The 16,526-nt window shown below is 58.0% G+C and carries 12 protein-coding genes; 5 read left to right on the top strand and 7 right to left on the bottom strand.

Features of this window, described 5'->3' with window-relative positions; translation table 11 throughout:
- Position 1: 1 nt before the first annotated feature.
- The 7 genes from C8D82_RS01650 to C8D82_RS01620 all read right to left on the bottom strand — a co-directional run bounded on the left by C8D82_RS01650 (position 2) and on the right by C8D82_RS01620 (position 10,934).
- On the bottom strand, positions 2 to 1,216 hold the full coding sequence (locus C8D82_RS01650; RefSeq protein WP_165832766.1) for an MFS transporter: 1,215 nt from the start codon (positions 1,214 to 1,216) through the stop codon (positions 2 to 4).
- Between the two features lie 85 nt (positions 1,217 to 1,301).
- Positions 1,302 to 3,224, bottom strand: a complete 1,923-nt coding sequence (locus tag C8D82_RS01645) for an alpha/beta hydrolase family protein (protein WP_116882524.1) — start codon at positions 3,222 to 3,224, stop codon at positions 1,302 to 1,304.
- Between the two features lie 69 nt (positions 3,225 to 3,293).
- Positions 3,294 to 6,518, bottom strand: coding sequence for a glycoside hydrolase family 5 protein (locus tag C8D82_RS01640; protein WP_133245011.1), 3,225 nt, complete (start codon positions 6,516 to 6,518; stop codon positions 3,294 to 3,296).
- A 12-nt stretch (positions 6,519 to 6,530) separates the two neighbouring features.
- Entirely contained in the window at positions 6,531 to 7,202 is a 672-nt protein-coding gene (locus C8D82_RS01635) for a prepilin-type N-terminal cleavage/methylation domain-containing protein (RefSeq protein WP_116882660.1), read from the bottom strand.
- A complete protein-coding gene (locus C8D82_RS01630; RefSeq protein WP_116882522.1) occupies positions 7,192 to 7,899 on the bottom strand; it encodes a hypothetical protein in 708 nt (235 codons plus the stop codon). Before C8D82_RS01630 ends, C8D82_RS01635 begins: the two co-directional genes overlap by 11 nt.
- Before the next feature lie 25 nt (positions 7,900 to 7,924).
- Positions 7,925 to 9,835, bottom strand: a complete 1,911-nt coding sequence (locus tag C8D82_RS01625) for a glycoside hydrolase family 36 protein (RefSeq protein WP_165832765.1) — start codon at positions 9,833 to 9,835, stop codon at positions 7,925 to 7,927.
- 130 nt (positions 9,836 to 9,965) lie between these two features.
- On the bottom strand, positions 9,966 to 10,934 hold the full coding sequence (locus C8D82_RS01620) for a LacI family DNA-binding transcriptional regulator (protein ID WP_165832764.1): 969 nt from the start codon (positions 10,932 to 10,934) through the stop codon (positions 9,966 to 9,968).
- A 240-nt stretch (positions 10,935 to 11,174) separates the two neighbouring features.
- Between C8D82_RS01620 and fucP the strand changes: the two genes are divergently transcribed.
- The 5 genes from fucP to C8D82_RS01595 all read left to right on the top strand — a co-directional run bounded on the left by fucP (position 11,175) and on the right by C8D82_RS01595 (position 16,491).
- Positions 11,175 to 12,479 carry an L-fucose:H+ symporter permease gene (fucP, locus tag C8D82_RS01615; RefSeq protein ID WP_116882519.1) on the top strand — a complete coding sequence of 435 codons (1,305 nt, stop codon included), beginning with the start codon at positions 11,175 to 11,177 and terminating at the stop codon, positions 12,477 to 12,479.
- Between the two features lie 138 nt (positions 12,480 to 12,617).
- Positions 12,618 to 12,893 (top strand): Lrp/AsnC family transcriptional regulator, encoded by a 276-nt coding sequence (locus C8D82_RS01610; protein WP_116882518.1) that lies wholly within the window; start codon positions 12,618 to 12,620, stop codon positions 12,891 to 12,893.
- A 128-nt stretch (positions 12,894 to 13,021) separates the two neighbouring features.
- Positions 13,022 to 13,603 (top strand): hypothetical protein, encoded by a 582-nt coding sequence (locus C8D82_RS01605; RefSeq protein WP_116882517.1) that lies wholly within the window; start codon positions 13,022 to 13,024, stop codon positions 13,601 to 13,603.
- Between the two features lie 14 nt (positions 13,604 to 13,617).
- Positions 13,618 to 14,997 (top strand): UDP-N-acetylmuramoyl-tripeptide--D-alanyl-D-alanine ligase, encoded by a 1,380-nt coding sequence (locus C8D82_RS01600; protein ID WP_116882516.1) that lies wholly within the window; start codon positions 13,618 to 13,620, stop codon positions 14,995 to 14,997.
- Between the two features lie 18 nt (positions 14,998 to 15,015).
- A complete protein-coding gene (locus tag C8D82_RS01595) occupies positions 15,016 to 16,491 on the top strand; it encodes a UDP-N-acetylmuramoyl-L-alanyl-D-glutamate--2,6-diaminopimelate ligase (RefSeq protein WP_116882515.1) in 1,476 nt (491 codons plus the stop codon).
- The last annotated feature ends 35 nt before the right edge of the window (positions 16,492 to 16,526 follow it).

The following is a 16,526-nucleotide window of genomic DNA, read 5'->3' as shown; positions in this document are numbered from 1 at the left end:
ATTATGAGTGTAAATATCTGGTCGCAATCATCCTGCGTGCGAGCAGCACGTAGCCGGAGGCCGCCGCGACGCCGAGCAGCGACAGCGTCCCCCACAGCAGCAGTGGACGCCCCGGCCAGCAATCGAACAACGTCGCGCCCAGAAACGGCCCGACCGCGTACCCCACGCCCCGGATCAGCTCCAGCGACGCCATGTAGCGCCCCGTCCCGCCGGCGGGAGCGAGGCGGCTGACGCCGGAGTAGACCGACGGCATCACCGCGGCTTCCCCGAGAGTGATGGTCAGCACCGATACGGCCATCATCCCGGCATTCTGCGCGAAGCCGAGCGAGAAGTAACCGGCGGTATACAGCGCCGCCCCGACCACCAGCCGGACCGGAAAGAGCAGCCGGAACCGTTCCAGCAACCAGGTCATCGGCATCTGGAACACGATGATCGCGAAGCCGTTCAGCGAATAGATCAGCCCGAGCGCGCTGGGCGAAATCCCGACCACCCCGGTTGCGTACACCGACATCACCGAATAGAGCTGGCTGGTCAGCAGAAACAGCACGAAACTGCAGCCGAGCGTACCGGTCAGCCACCGGTCCGAAAGCAGCCGCCCCACCGTGAACCTTGCCGCGGCCCCCGAAACCGCAGCCGCATGGCGGACCGTCGGCTTGCAGACGCGCCCGGTGTACCACGCTCCCAGGAGACAAAGTGCGCAGGTCAGCAGAAACAGCAGCCAGAAAGGCGTACCGATCAGGAACGAGCCGAGCATCGGCCCCAGCGCCCAGCCGATGTTGGTGCCGATCCGGATGCGGCTGAACATGCGCGGCCGCTCCTCGGGGCGGGAGATGTCCGAAAGATACGCGTCCGAACCGACCTGAAAAAAGGTCCCGACTCCGGCGTTGACCATCAGCACTGCCGCAAACAGCCAGAAGGGCGCGTGGCAGAATGCCATCACCGCCAGCACCGCGAACAGCACCGCCCGTCCGGTCTGCCCGAACTGCATCATCAGCCGCCGCCCGATCCGGTCGGTCAGGGTTCCGGCAATCAGCGGCGAAACGATGATCGCGGCTCCCATCAGCGGAAAAATCAACCCCACCGTGGTCATCGGGTAGCCGCGTTCGCTGTGCAGATAGATCGGCAGAAAGGGATAGACGATCGAATACGCCAGCGAATTGATCGTCCAGGCGAAGGCCAGCGAATTCGCCCGGTCGCGCAGAAACTGGAACACCATGAATCTCATCCGTAAAAGTTCTGAAAATGCAATTGATGAAATATGGCATATAAACCACGGAAATCAAGCGCCTTTCACAAATGTCTCACCGTTCCGGAGGCCGGAAGAAGCCGTCCCACGGTTCCGCTGCCTCGAAGTCGCAGCCCTGCTCCAGCATCCCGGCCAGCTCCGGCAGGTCGAACTCCCGGAGCATCCCCGGAATCAGGTGTGACTGCGGCCACAGGAAGATCCCCGCTTCGATCAGCTCCCGCCACGAGCGCGGCATATTCCGCAACCGGATGCGCCGCACGCCGGTCAGATCGGTTCCGGCGGCGTACAGCGCGACCAGTGCGCCGAGGCCGCGCCCGGCCAGAGTGATCTCCCGGTAACCCGCGCTCCGCAGCAGCGCCAGCGCTCCCAGAAGATCGCGCACCTTGCCGCCAAGAAAGGAGTGCGACAGGAGTTGACCGGCCGAGTCGTAGAAATAATCGCTGCCGTACATATAGAAATAGTCCTCCACCCGGTCACAGGTCAGCGGTGCCGACTTGCCGACGCCGCGCACGTCCAGCGCGAAGACCACTTCGTTGCCGCTCTCCTCCGGCAGCCCGGCGGCAAGCTCCGTCTCCGCATCGAGATGTGAAACATACAGCGTACAGCGTTTCCCCCGCGGCAGGCTGAACCGGGCAAGTCCGCCCCGGCAGTGCAGGAACGCCTCACACTCCGGCTCCGTCCGCAACGCGAAGCAGGAGACCGCGTTTTCACCGGGGCGACCGCGCAGCACACGGAACTCCGGCGCCGCCGTCTCCGCCGGAACCTGAAGCGCCCGGCGCAGGAATGCCGCAATCCGCGCCGGTTCGGGCGAACGGCTGCGGACAAGCTCCGCCGCGCGGCGGGCCAGCCATCCCGGCAGCGTGAGTTCGCCGGGAAGCCGCACGACCTGCCCCGGTTCCGTAACCCTGAGTTCCGGTTCCGGGAACTCCTCGAACGGCGGTTCCGGCGCATCCTCGCGGCCGAACCAGTGCCTGGTGAAAAAGCCGTACATCGCCTCGCGCAGTTGCAGCCCGTAGCCGTGGACGCCGTCGCCAATCACCAGTTTCACCTCGGACTCCGCGCCGAGCAGTGCGTAAATCCGGCGGACCTCCTCATAACTCTCCCGCGCGCCGCGCACATCGAAAAAGTCGTCCCGCTCGCCGAGGATCACCACCGGATGCGGCGCGCGCGCGATCAGGAAGTCGGCCATCTCGCCGCCCGCCGCCCACAGGCCCGGCGGAATCTGCTCGGCGTCGGCCGGCAGCTCGTTTTCAAAATTGCGGCGAAAGGTGGTGATGTAGCAGGCGGGAGCCGCCATCGTCAGCCGTTCGTCGAGCGCATAGATGTAGCTCGAAAGCGTGCCGCCGCCGGAAGCGCCGGTCACCGCGAGACGCGCCGGGTCCGTCTCCGGGCGGGAAACCAGATAGTCGAGCGCCGCCCTTGCGTCAGCGGTGCGCCACGCGCCGAAGAATTCGCCGCACAGCAGCAGCTGTTTGCCCGCCATATTATGTTCCCACACACAGCCGCTGCGCAACTCGGAGTGGAGATACTGCTTGCGTTCCCCCTGCCCGAACGGGTCGGGACAGAAGACCACCGCCCCCTTGCGCGCAAGGTTGAAGCAGCAGTACTGCTGGTACTTCGCCGCCTTGCCGTTGTCGTTGTGGCCGAGCAGCGCGAGCACGCCCGGCGCGGCCCCGTCCAGCCGAACCGGGCGGTAGAAGACGCCGGTCAGGTGGAAGCCGGGAGCGCATTCAAACAGGATTTTTTCCATCCGCACGCCGTCGCGCTCGGTCACGCCGGTCACTGCCGGGGATTTCACGCAACGCTCCGGCAGCGGGCCGAAGGCGGTCCGAATCCGTTCGGCGGCGCGTCGCACATACTCCCGCGCCTTTTCCGGCGTGTCCACGGCGGCAAGCTCCTCCCGGCGGCGTTCGGCGCACTCGCGCGCGATACGACCGTAATAACGCTGAAGCTGATCGGAATAAGGTGAAAAACTCATCGCAAGTTCTCCTGACGTATTGATCCGGCGACTCTGCCACACTACAAAATAGCCGCCCCGGACGGATTTTCAAGGCCGCGCTTCCAATTCATACGCGAATACCGATCCGAATGGATTGAACACCTTGAGCAGAGCGGAGAGCCCGCCCGTTTCCGTACGGTTCAGCGGCAGCTCCGCCAACCTTTTCCCGGCGGTGTCGACCGCGAAAAGGCGGTAGTTCCTGCCGGCGGCCGGCGAGAAGGTCAGCACCGCCTCTCCGCGGGCGGCGAGAAAAGGAGTCGTCCCCCACTCTTCCAATTTCCGATGATCCTGATCCGCATAACGCATTTTGGTCGCCGCCGAATCCGTAAGGTGAAGCACCAGCATTCTGCCGGATTCCCGAAGAGGTTTTGAATCGACTGAAATCACGCCCACAACCGCCTTGCCGACGTGATTGCCGACACGGCAAAACCTGCCCGTTCCCGTTTCGCCAGCCGGCAGAATGAACGCTTCGGCTTGCGGAGTCACGGCCTCAAAAGTTTCGGCAGCGGAATCAAAAACAACATTTCCATCGGCAGTCCGGAAACACCCGTCGGGCGAAATGACCCGAACCAGTTTTCGCAACTCCTCCCGAGATGCCGGCATGTTTCCGGCGACAGGAATAGCCTGTCCTTCGGGTACTCCGCCGATCCGGGCGCAAAGTCCGATTTTAGCATACTCAGCCGGATAGAGCTTTTCAAAAGATTCCGATGTTTTTTCAGGAATCATGAAATAATATGTGTCTTTGTTGCCGTTTTCCAACTCCCCATTCAGGAAAAATGCAACTCCGAGATACTGTGATAACAGTTTAACCGGATCCGTTGCCAAATCAAAATAGCCGTCTGTTCTGCTGACATATTTGATTTTGTCCATCCCATGTGCATAGGCGAACTGGAACAAGCCATCCCACTGCTGCAAAGCGCCATAAACCCCGAAAAGCAGCGCTCCGTCCGAGCGATGCGGATTCGGGCGTGCGAAATCAAACTCCGTCACGATGAAAGGCTTCCCGAAAATCCGGCTCTGAAAAAGCCAGGCGGGTACAGAAACATACTCCTGCAAAACTGAATGATTACGGGAGAATGAAGGTAGCCCCCAGGATTTTCCCGCGAATTCCGGGTGGTTGAAATAGAGATGATTATCGACAAAATCATAAGAGGAGCGCATGGACGCCAGTTTGGGGGAGCTGCCCATATTCTGGTCGGAAAGCGGCTTATGACAATCGAGCGAACGGACAAAATCAACCATCCGGGCGTACCGCGCGAAATAGATCTCCGTCAAAAAATCATCAAAAAGTCGATTGCGAAGCGCCGGTTCGGGATTGATGACATCATGTTCCGCCAGATATTCCTTGAATCGCTCCAGATAGAGTTTGCGGGAAAAAGGATCGGCATCCCATTTTTTATTGATGTTTCCTTCATTAATCAATCCCAATGAAATGAACATTGGATCATCTTTGACGATCGAACCGGTATAAGGGTTCATGTGATTGAGATAATTCTTCACATAACCTTTCCAGTTTTCAAATACAGGTTCCTGAAGATAAAAAAGTGCTTTATAGAGGTCAAAATTATCCATTTTCCTGTTATAACCGGGAATTTCTCCCGCAGCCGGGCGCCGAGAAATGAAAAGATCAGTCTGAACGTAAATGCCACGTTTCTTCAGGCAGGCAAGGAAATAGTCAAGCCGTTCCATCGCGGCAGGCTCCAATTCAGTCGTCTTTTGGCGGTTGACCATAAGAGCGTCATGATGATGCAGTCGAATCGCATTGAATCCTGCCCTTGCAATCCTGTCGGCAAGACGCTCCGCCCACTCCCGCTCGGGATAGACCGCCTGGGAACAAAGATTCGTACCGTAAAAACGAGCCGGCTGGCCCGGGCGATCGCGAAATTCAAACCGTCCGTTCCGAACCACAACCGGACCATACTTACCGGCCGGCGCATCAAGCCGCGCCGAAAAATCCAGCACGGACCCTTTTAGAATATCCTTATCGAACGAAAGTTTCTTCCATTCGCTATTTTCCAGAATATAACTCGGGCTCTCAAGTTTGCGCGGGATCTCGAAATCACCAACGGTCGCTGCAAGAATCCCCCAGACTGCATTTCCGGCAGATTGAAATATGATTTTGGCGATCGGTTTGTTTTGAATGGGAAACATGGAACGGTACAAGCCGACGTAACTGCTGGTATTTTCTCCAATCCAGGCAACTGAGCCATTCGCCAGCGGAGACGGCTGCCACCAGTTATCCGCTTCACGCCCCGAACAGACCTGAATATCCTGCTCGGAATCATCAGCATAGATCAGCGTGACGGTTCCAAGGTCGGCTGCAGTTCCCCGCCATGCCAATGCATGCAGAAGATAAAGGAAATTCCCATGAGGTTTTCCTGTCAATTCCACGGAAGCGGATTCCGGAAAATAAGGCCGAGCCTTGCCACGCAGCATGATGCACCCCTTGCCGCCATTCTTTGCGGGATCAGTCAGGGTAAATTCCCGGGGATGTTTCTCCGGCGCCTGCCAGAGCATCCGCAGGTCGTTTTCGCTTCCCTGATCGGTCCATCCCCCGCTTCCATCATTGGCGACCTCATCGGCAACTCCCATATTCATTGCTTCCCGCAGGTCAAGCGCAGTCCAAACCGCAGTACGATATTCAATATCAAGGTCAAGAGTTGCAGGGTAACGCGCCGGCGGTTTCAGCCGTGTGAATGACAGCCGCAGCTCGAAATCCTTTCCGTTCCTGAAACAGCGGTTGTCCTGGAGCAAAAGATGGAAGTCGCCTTTCAGAATCCACTCGCCGTTCTGATCGGGAATCCGCAGCTCCCGGCATTGTCGCCTGAAAATAATCGCTTTTTTATCACTGGAAGGGACAGGCGGGCAAAGCAACTCCGTTCCATCGGCTTTCAGTTTGACTCCCCGATATTCTTCGCCGGGCAGCCGGAGCGACATCACTCCAGGTAACTCGATATGTTCCGGAAAATCGACTTCGCTGCGGAGTGTCCAATTGGAAGGCGCCGTTTTCTGAAGCCGGTGCACAAGCGTACCGTTCTTTGCTTCAGGAAAATTCAAGGCGATTTTCACATATTCCGCATTCTTATTTTCAATCCGATAATACCCTGGCATTGGAGTATATTGCGGATAGGCAACCCATTTCGGATTGAAGAACACCATCTCAAAACGTTTCCCGCCGAGGGAAAGTGCGCCGCGCCGATCAATATCGAGCGTACTGCCGGCACACTGCACGATCATCGCGACACTAAACAAACTTACAGAGAAAAACCTCATGATAGTTCCTCTTTATGGTTCCCAATGAAATTCCGTATCCAAACGCGACTGATAAAAAAAATCACTTGCGGCCCTGCCGATGACAGGTGCCTGAAGCGAACTGACATGCCCGTCCACCCACAACACATTGCAACCTCTCCCGTTTCCATGGCGCGGAAACGGGACACCGAAACCGGTACTTTCGCGTTGTTTGCTGACTCTGATATGACCTGTACTCGCCGGTGACGGAAATGCTTCAGAGCAATTGACACTTTCAACAATCAGCACTTTCTCCGAACAGTTCCTGATACGGCTGTTTCTGACTCCGTCCAAACTCCAATTCATGCCATAAGGAAGCAGTTGCCAGTTATAGAAGGTCATGCCGCGGCGGATCTTGTCATACTCGCTGTTGATTGCCTCGGGGCAAACCAGAATTTTCGGTTCGAGATTTTCGCAGTCAACCAGAGTCTTCGCCCAATTCTCTCCGGTTGCGTATTTGTAGACATTCGGCAACCGGTCATCTGAATTGCTGAGATAGATAGAAAAAGTCAAACCGACCTGTTTAAGCTGATTCACGCATTGGATGTTCCGGGCGGAGCTGCGAGCCTTATTGAGGGCAGGAAGAAGCAGGGCGGCAAGTATTGCGATGATCGCAATTACAATAAGCAATTCAATAAGCGTAAAAGAGGCATTTCTATTTTTCATCAGAGACCTTGTCCTGTTGCAGATTTGTTTGAGAATGATCCGATGGCTGTTGTGCAGTCCAGTATTCAATGGCAAGGTCAAGAACTGCCGGGTAACGCGCCGGCGGCTTCAGCCGTGTGAATGACAGCCGCAGCTCGAAATCCTTTCCGTTCCTGAAACAGCGGTTGTCCTGGAGCAGAAGATGGAAGTCGCCTTTCAGAATCCACTCGCCGTTCTGATCGGGAATCCGCAGTTCCCGGCATTGCCGCCTGAAAATAATCGCTTTTTTATCACCGGGAGGAACAGGCGGGCAAAGCAACTCCGTTCCATCGGCTTTCAGTTTGACTCCCCGATATTCTTCGCCGGGCAGCCGGAGCGACATCACTCCGGGTAACTCGATATGTTCCGGAAAATCGACTTCGCTGCGGAGCGTCCAATGGGAAGGCGCCGTTTTCTGAAGCCGATGCACAAGCGTGCCGTTTTTCGCTTCAGGAAAATTCAAGGCGATTTTCACATATTCCGCATTCTTATTTTCGATCCGATAATACCCCGGCATCGGAGTATATTGCGGATAGGCAACCCATTTCGGATTGAAGAATACCATCTCAAAACGTTTCCCGCCGAGGGAAAGCGCGCCGCGCCGGTCAATATCGAGCGTACTGCCGGCACACTGCACGACCAGCGCGACACTGAACAAACTTACTGAAAAAAACCTCATGACAGCTCCTCACTTTTTAATAATTTCAGATATACGGAAACTCCAGCAAACGGCAACTGCGTGGAGCAATCGTCAACATTTTCGGAACAGGAGAAAAATATTCGTCGCTCCAGAAATCGTGTGCTTTTCGAGAGCAGATGCCGAATTGGCCCGGTTCCAGAAATCGCGTGGCCGATTCATCACCCCAGTTGATGAAAAGCAATCGATTTCCATGCTGTGTTTTCTGGTGCCAGAGCGAAGGGATTTCCGCGGAGAAGAGGTCGAGCGGCCGTCCGGCACCGCCGGGTTCTGCTTGCAGAATCCTGTAAAGCATGGCAAGTTCACTTTCCTCCAATGCGGGCAATTTATCCGAAAGATTGCAGACGCCGCCGGAAACAAGCACCAGCGACAGCAGAACTTCCGCCTGCGCCGGCTCCATCGTCACCAGTGCCCGGTCCTTGTCCGGAGTCAATGGGTCATCCGGTTCAACATAAACCACATGAGCCCGAAGTCTGTTCAGTTCCGGGTCACGATGGTTGCATACAGTGCGGGCAAGGGCAAAATCGGGATCGTTCCACCATAAAATCCGGTTCAAATGCCAGTTTGCCGCAATGGAAACGGCGTTTTGGCAAATATGATCCCAACGTGCATGAATATCTGCTCCGATCCTCACCTGATCAACTGCTCCATTGCCGCTGGCAAAAAGATAATTGCACCCCAGCAATTGAGCCCGTCCGGCGATGCCGTGCGCCGCTGCTTCGATAATCCGCCGCTGCAGATCAGCACGCGGAATGGTCGGATTGTGAAATTTCCGTATATTCAGTACGCGCTGCATAAAGTCAAGCTTGAAATAACGGTAACCCATCGCTGCATATCGGTCAAAAAGCGCGCTGATCCAGTTGCAAACTTCCTGCCGGGTCGGATCAAGAATAAAAGCGTTCCGCCGCATACATTCAAACGCCAGGCAAGGTTGTCCTCCCTCACTCATTCCGAGCATCTGAGTCTCTTTTTGTGCAATCCGGCTCTGTGGTTCGGCGAGAATCGGTGCAAACCAAAGTCCGGGTTCAAAACCCATTTTCGTCAATTCCCTTGCCAGATATTCCATACCATGCGGAAAAAGCGGATTGGCTTCCCATTCTCCGTAACAGTATTGCCAGCCGTCATCAATGACAATCCGACGGATTCTGCGTGCAAGCACGGGGTCATGTGCAATAAAATCCGCATTGGCGAGAACCTCTTCTTCAGTGATGGTCCACCGGTAATAATCCCAACTGTTCCAACCACAAGCGGGCGGAGTGGAAAAATCCGGGCGCCGAGTACAACTGATTCCGGCATACTCCTCCATCAATGTAAACGGATCGTCTCCGCCAAGAATCAAAATATTCCCGGAATCGACATTCGTGAGAGTCTCATGCAAAAAAGAGAAACGCAGCGAAAAACCCGTCAGCAACTCACCGCTTTCCCCGTGAAATTCAGGCAACGCAGCTCCACTCAACGGTGCCGCACAATAAAGATGATCACCTCCCCGACTCAACATCGCAGCATAATAGCTGATAAAACGGCGCTTCAGAGCGGGAAAAACAATGGATTCAGCATGGCCTCCCGCCCGTCCTGATCCCAGATAGTGTTCAAGACGGACATTTCCTCCGGCAAAAGGCGCAAAGGAAAATGCCCGAGCGCATGATGCAAGCCGAACCTCCATCTGAAGCGCGATTCCCTTATGTCCGGAAGGCGTTTCTGCAGCACGGATATCGAGCATCCAATTCCCTTGAAACGCAAGACCTTCCAAGCGAATCCCATCTTCCGTCCGGCAAATTCGGACATCGGATACAACCCTGGCATCGTCAATTATCAGTTCGGGACGGCAACCGGTCACAACCACGTTTCCGCACCGGAAGCCCAAATTACCGCCTTGATCGACAGAAAATACGATCGCGCCATATTTGAGATTCATCATTTTTTCCATCCTCCCTACACCCCGCTTGTAAACAATGGATACACCGGCTCGAAGATATTCACAATACCGAATTCCCCCAGCTGATGCCATTCTAACCGACTCAGCCCGGACGCTCCCGTTTCACAGCTTGTTATCCCAGCGTTGTTTCACGTCTGATCAGCCAGGTTCCGACGCTTACCGCGCGAAGCGGCGCATCCGGTTCCGCAATCCGTTCAAGCATTGATTCCATCACAGCCTTTCCCAGACCGTTCAGGTTTGAATCGATCGTCGAAAGCGCCGGACGCGTGCAGCGGCAGAACTGCGAATTATCCTGCCCGACCAGCGAAATTTCCTCCGGCACCCGGACTCCGCAATGCAGCAGCTCAAACAGCAGCGCCAACGCCCACACATCATTCTGCAGAATCACCGCATCGATTTCCCGGGGCCGGATGAAGGTCCTGACCAGCTTTTCCGCCGCCTCGCGCATATCGCAATCCGCCTCCGGCAACGCATAAATCTGTCCGTGCGGACACAGTTCCCGAAAAGCGCGGCGGCGGGCCCGGATCGAATCGAATTCAGGCTGTTCCCGGATTGCCAGCGCGACATTCCGCCTCCCCTCCGCTTCGAACGCGGCCAGCGCTTCGGCATATCCGCTCCGCACATCATAGCAGACCGTGGAAAAACCTTCCACCGGTTCGGCTCCGTACAGCACCACACCGGATTCGCCGCGCAGCTCGTCATGGATGCTGTTCACATGGCAGATCACACCATCCACGCCGTACTGACGGAGCGTGCGGTAGTTCATCAGCTGTTTTTCCGGATTGCGGTGCGCTTCGGCGACCAGCAGCCGGTAGCCGCACTGCTCGGCCTCGCGTTCGATTGCGGCAAGCTGTTCGAACCGAACCGCCACGTCCTCGCTGTCGACCAGCACACCGAGCGTATGTGAGGACTGTCCGCTCAGCATCTTCGCCGAAAAATTCGGAATATAGTTCATTTCACGGGCGATGGCACGGATCTTTTCCGCCTTCTCTTTGGAAAAACGGATACTCTTTCCGCGGCCGCTCAACACGGCGGAAACCGTACCGAGCGAAACTCCGGCCCGCTCGGCAATATCAATCATTCTAACCATGTCTCCCGCTGTGCCTCCCGGATTGAACGACATGAGATAAACCGCTTTATCAATATTATAGATCAAATCCCGTAAAATGTCAAGAGCGAAAACGAAAAAAATGTATTTTTCTGCCGGACTGCGTTTCAGACAGCGCCGTCACGCTCACCGCTTGACAAAAAAGCGTTGTACAATTATATTGCCGACAGAAGTTGGAGAAATTGCCGGTTCACCGAAATCAGGGAGGATGATATGGAGAAGAAATCACTGTTGAGCAAGGATGGAGTCAGCTATCTGGTTCCGTTCATCCTGATCACCGCGTGTTTTGCGCTGTGGGGCTTCGCCAACGATATCACCAACCCGATGGTGAAGGCGTTCTCCAAGATTTTCCGGACCAGCGTGACCGACGGCGCCCTGGTCCAGGTCGCTTTTTACGGCGGCTATTTCGCGATGGCGCTGCCCGCGGCGATGTTCATCCGCAAATTTTCCTATAAAGCGGGCATCCTGCTCGGACTGGGCCTGTACGCGTTCGGCGCGCTGCTCTTTTACCCGGCGAAGATGACCGGCGCTTACTATCCCTTTCTGCTGGCGTACTTCATACTGACCTGCGGGCTATCCTTCCTTGAAACCAGCGCCAACCCGTACATCCTGTCGATGGGGCCGGAGGAGACCGCCACCCGGCGGCTGAACCTCGCGCAGTCCTTCAACCCGATGGGCTCGCTGCTCGGCATGTATGTCGCGATGACCTTCATCCAGGCCCGGCTGAACCCGCTGGACACCGCCGGGCGCAAGGCGCTCACCGACGCGGAGTTCGCGGCGGTCCGCGACTCCGACCTGTCGATCCTGATCGGCCCCTATCTGCTGATCGGGCTGGTGATTTTCGCGATGTTCCTGCTGATCAGATTCACGAAGATGCCGACCAGCCACGACCAGTCCCACACCATCAACCTCGTGCCGACCCTGAAACGCATCTTCTCCATTCCACGCTATCGCGAAGGCGTGGTCGCGCAGTTCTTTTACATCGGAGTGCAGATCATGTGCTGGACCTTCATCATCCAGTACGGCACGCGCCTTTTCATGTCGCAGGGCATGGACGAAAAGGCCGCCGAGGTGCTGTCGCAGAAATACAACATCCTCGCGATGGTGATCTTCTGCTTCAGCCGCTTCATCTGCACCTTCCTGCTGCGTTATCTGAATCCGGGCAAACTGCTGCTGATTCTCGCGGTCGCCGGAGGGGCCTTCACAGTCGGAACCATCCTGTTCCGGAATATTCTCGGCATGTACTGTCTGGTCGCGACTTCGGGCTGCATGTCGCTGATGTTCCCGACCATCTACGGCATCGCGCTCGAAGGACTCGGGGATGACGCGAAGTTCGGGGCGGCGGGACTGATCATGGCCATTCTCGGCGGGTCGGTGCTGCCCCCGCTGCAGGCGGCGATCATCGACCGGGGCGAACTGTTCGGCATGCCCGCCGTGAATTTGTCGTTCGTGCTGCCGCTGATCTGTTTCGCGGTGGTCGCGCTGTACGGCTTCCGCACCCGCGAACTCAAGGCGTGACCGCCGGGAAAGCGGAGATTTTTTTCGGAATTCCTGAAAAAACAATTTGCATTCCGGCGATGTCCGGTTATACTGTAATCGGCGGGGATGCTTTCCCCGGAAACGGCAACGACTGACGCATAAGGAGGATGGATCAAAATGGTTACCGGCATTGTATTGGTCAATGTGGAGCGTGCGATGATTCGCACCGTGATCGAAGACCTGATGAAGATCGAAGGCGTTTCGGAGGTGTACGCGGTCGCCGGGGAATACGACCTGGTCGTGATGATCCGCGTCAACAACAACGTCGAACTCGCCGACATCATCGCCACGAAAATGACCCACGACATCCGCGGGATCATCCACACCAAGACCATGGTCACGCTGAATTCCTATGCCAAAGTGGACCTCGAAAAGGTGTTTCTGGGCAAATAGAAAAACAGTTGGAGGAAAAGCGGGCGGAAAACCGTCCGCTTTTTTCATGCGGACACTTGCGAAAACCGCTTCGGGATTATAGATTATAAAGGTTACTGTTCAATATTTTTCGGGAAGGGGATTTTACGATGCGTTTTCGCCTGTTGGCTTTGCTGATGTCCGCAATTGGAGTTCTGGTCGGTGCGGGCTGCGCCGACCCGGTGGTGTTTTCGGAGGCGCTCCAGCAGGGAGTCGGCCAGAAAATCTATACCCAATACAACATCTGGTACACCGACCCGGAGGAGATCAGCTGCCTGAACATCCAGCAGGGCAGTTTCATCCCGGTCGGCACCGAAATCGAGCCGGTCGGAACCGGCAGTTTCGGCGCGATCCGCTTCAAGGACACGGCGGGGCACAATTACGTGATCAAATTCGACTCCGGCACCCGGCTCTGCACGATGCGGGACTTCATCGGCTACACCTTCACCACCACGCCGCCGGATGAACTGTTGAAAGACATTCCGCCCAAGACGCTCGAACGCATCCGGCGCGGCGAGGTCGTCGCCGGCATGAACCGCCGCGACGTGCTGCTCGCCTACGGGCCGCCTCCGGCGATCCGCACCCCGAATCCGCGCCTCGACACCTGGCTCTACTGGCTGACGCCCACCGAAACCGTGCGCGTGATCTTCCGCGGCGACAAGGTCCGGAATGTCTGGAACATCAACGATTGAGGCGGCCTGCATCCATGAAGAACCCGACTTTCACCGGAAAAGAGCTGGCCGAAGCAACCCGCGGCAGCTGGCGGGACGGCCGGCTGCCGGCGGAGGCCGTTGCGGTCTACACCGACACCCGCGTCGCCGGTGAAGGGCGGTTATTCCTTGCTCTTCCCGGTGAAAAGTTCGATGCGCACGATTATCTCGCCCAGGCGGTCGCCGCCGGAGCCGGGGGGCTCTGCATCCGCCGCGACCGGGCGGAGAAACTGCCGGAACCGTGTCCGGTTCCGGTGCTGGAAGTCGATGACACCCTGGCCGCTTACCAGAAAATCGCCAATTTTCACCGCCGCCGGTTCCCGGAGCTGAAGCTCGTCGCGGTCACCGGCAGCGTCGGCAAGACCAGCGTCAAGGAGATCGTCCGCGCAATCCTGACGGCGGCGTCATCTCCGGAGGCGGTGCTCTACACCGAGGGGAACACCAACAACCAGATCGGCGTACCGCAGAACCTGCTGCGGCTCAACAGCCGCCACCGGTACGCGGTGATCGAGATGGGCACCAACCACCACGGCGAAATCGAGCCGCTGAGCCGGATGGCGGAGCCGCTCGCTTCGCTGGTCAACTCCATCGCCCCCTGCCATCTGGAATTCCTCGGCAGCCTCGAAGGGGTGGCGCGTGAGAAGTCCCATATTTTCTGCGGCCTGCCGGAGAGCGGCGCGGCGGTGATCCCCGCCGACGGTCCGGCGGTCGAGGTGCTCGAAACGGCGGCAGAATCCTACCGCGTATTCCGGTTCGGCGAGGATGTTTCCCGATGCGACGCCGCCGCGCGTTATCTCGGCGGCACACTGGAAGGGAGCCGGTTCGAGCTTTCATTCCGCACCGGGGAACGCTTTACACTGGAGTGGGCGCTGACCGGGCGTCATCAGGCGCGGAACGCCGCCGCCGCCGCCGCTCTCGCCGTCGCGATCGGCATCCCGCCCGAAACGATCGCCGCCGGGGCCGTGCATGCCCGGCTGCCGGGAATGCGTTCCAAAGTGACCCGGCTCGACGGCGTCACCTATGTGAACGACGCCTACAACGCCAATCCGGGCAGCATGCGCGCGGCGCTGGCCAATCTTGCAGAGTTCGCCGATCCGGCCCGGCTGGTGCTGGTGCTCGGCGAAATGCGCGAGCTTGGCGGCAGCGAAGCCGCCGAACACCGTGCGCTGGTGGAAAACGCGCTGCAGACCTTTCCGGGAGTCCGGCTGCTGACCGTCGGCCGCGCTTTCGGTGAATGTCCCGGAGCGCTCCGCTTCGACCGTTCGGAAGAAGTCGGGGAGACGCTTGCAAAACTTGTCCGTGACGGCGATCTCGTCTTTGCGAAGGGCTCCCGCGGCATCGCGGTCGAGCTCGCACTGCCGGAGGCGGCGAGGTAATCAGAGGAGGAGAAAAATATGATCACATCATTTGAAAAAACGCTCGGCGAGCTGTTCATTTCCCGCCACGGCCTGGAGGGCCACACCCGCGGGCAGGTCCGGAACGATTCGCGCAAGGTGCTGCCCGGCGATATCTTCGTCGCGATTCCCGGCGCGGTATATGACGGGCACGACTTCATCACCAAGGCGGCCGCCGCCGGAGCGCAGGTGATCGTGCATGAGCGCGAACTCACCGACTATCTGGAAAAGCCGACCTACATCCGGGTCACCGACTCGTCGCGGGCCTACGCGCGGCTGGTGCGGGAGTTCTGCGACTGCCCCGATGAATACGTGAAACTGATCGGCGTCACCGGAACCAACGGCAAAACCACCACCGCCTTTCTGGTCGAACACATTTTCCGCAACGCGGGCGAACCGTGCGGGCTGATTTCGACGGTCGAATACCGCGACGGCAAGATCACCGCGCCCGCCACGCACACCACGCCCGAAGCCGGAATCCTCTTTCCGCTGCTGGCCACGATGCGCAGGAACGGCATGCGGGCCGCTGCGATGGAGCTTTCCAGCCACGCTTTGCAGCAGGGGCGGATCAACGGCGCGCGGTTCCGCACCGCGATCTTCACGAACCTCACCGGCGACCACCTCGACTACCACGGCGACATGGAGCACTACTATCAGGCCAAGAAGCTCTTCTTCACCCGGCTGCTCGGACTGGACGGCACCGCGGTGATCAACATCGACGACGAATTCGGCAAACGGCTGGCGCGGGACATCTCGGGCCGCCAGCAGGTCACTTTCGGCATGACCCCGGCGGCGGACTGGGTGATCTCCGACGTCGAACTCGGCGCGGAAGGCTCGAAATTCCGCCTGACCGGCGAGGAGCAGGCGTTCGACGTCGCCACCAACCTGATCGGCACGCATAACATCCACAACCTGACCGGAGCGATTCTCGCGGCGCTCGATTACGGACTCAAGCCGGAGGCGATCAGCCATGCGCTCAATCGCCCGATCCGGGTGCCGGGGCGGCTCGAACCTTTCCGCGCCTCCCCGGAGGGGCCGGTCTTTTACGTCGACTACGCGCACACCGACGACGCACTTAAAAACGTGCTTGAAATCCTGCGCAAAATCACGAAAGGCAAGCTGATCGCGGTGTTCGGCGCCGGCGGCGACCGCGACCGTTCCAAGCGGCCGCGCATGGGAAAAGCCGCCGCGCAGTACGCCGACCACCTGATCCTGACCAGCGACAATCCGCGCTCCGAGGAGCCGCAGAAAATCATCGATGAAATCGCCGCCGGCATCCCGGCCGGAACCAGCTTTGAAACGGAGCCGGACCGGGCGCAGGCGCTCCGCCGGGCGGTGGCAGTCGCGCGTCCGGGAGACGTGGTGCTGATCGCCGGCAAGGGACACGAGAATTATCAGGAAATACAGGGCGTCCGGCGCAGTCTGGACGATCGCAAACTGATCAAGACCCTGATCTCCGATCCGGCCAGAAAATAGCCGGAACGGAACGGGGCCGACCTTCCGGGGGGAGA

The organism is Victivallis vadensis (assembly GCF_003096415.1).
Taxonomy (GTDB): Bacteria; Verrucomicrobiota; Lentisphaeria; order Victivallales; family Victivallaceae; genus Victivallis; species Victivallis vadensis.
Note: the sequence above shows the minus strand (reverse complement) of the source record. Positions and strands in the feature narration are given on the sequence as shown.

What these genes read in the sequence shown, in the direction of transcription:
- C8D82_RS01650 (WP_165832766.1), bottom strand. Translation starts at nt 1,216, where the DNA reads ATGGTGTTCCAGTTTCTGCGCGACCGGGCGAATTCGCTGGCCTTCGCC.
- C8D82_RS01645 (WP_116882524.1), bottom strand. Translation starts at nt 3,224, where the DNA reads ATGAGTTTTTCACCTTATTCCGATCAGCTTCAGCGTTATTACGGTCGT.
- C8D82_RS01640 (WP_133245011.1), bottom strand. Translation starts at nt 6,518, where the DNA reads ATGAGGTTTTTCTCTGTAAGTTTGTTTAGTGTCGCGATGATCGTGCAG.
- C8D82_RS01635 (WP_116882660.1), bottom strand. Translation starts at nt 7,202, where the DNA reads ATGAAAAATAGAAATGCCTCTTTTACGCTTATTGAATTGCTTATTGTA.
- C8D82_RS01630 (WP_116882522.1), bottom strand. Translation starts at nt 7,899, where the DNA reads ATGAGGTTTTTTTCAGTAAGTTTGTTCAGTGTCGCGCTGGTCGTGCAG.
- C8D82_RS01625 (WP_165832765.1), bottom strand. Translation starts at nt 9,835, where the DNA reads ATGATGAATCTCAAATATGGCGCGATCGTATTTTCTGTCGATCAAGGC.
- C8D82_RS01620 (WP_165832764.1), bottom strand. Translation starts at nt 10,934, where the DNA reads ATGATTGATATTGCCGAGCGGGCCGGAGTTTCGCTCGGTACGGTTTCC.
- fucP (WP_116882519.1), top strand. Translation starts at nt 11,175, where the DNA reads ATGGAGAAGAAATCACTGTTGAGCAAGGATGGAGTCAGCTATCTGGTT.
- C8D82_RS01610 (WP_116882518.1), top strand. Translation starts at nt 12,618, where the DNA reads ATGGTTACCGGCATTGTATTGGTCAATGTGGAGCGTGCGATGATTCGC.
- C8D82_RS01605 (WP_116882517.1), top strand. Translation starts at nt 13,022, where the DNA reads ATGCGTTTTCGCCTGTTGGCTTTGCTGATGTCCGCAATTGGAGTTCTG.
- C8D82_RS01600 (WP_116882516.1), top strand. Translation starts at nt 13,618, where the DNA reads ATGAAGAACCCGACTTTCACCGGAAAAGAGCTGGCCGAAGCAACCCGC.
- C8D82_RS01595 (WP_116882515.1), top strand. Translation starts at nt 15,016, where the DNA reads ATGATCACATCATTTGAAAAAACGCTCGGCGAGCTGTTCATTTCCCGC.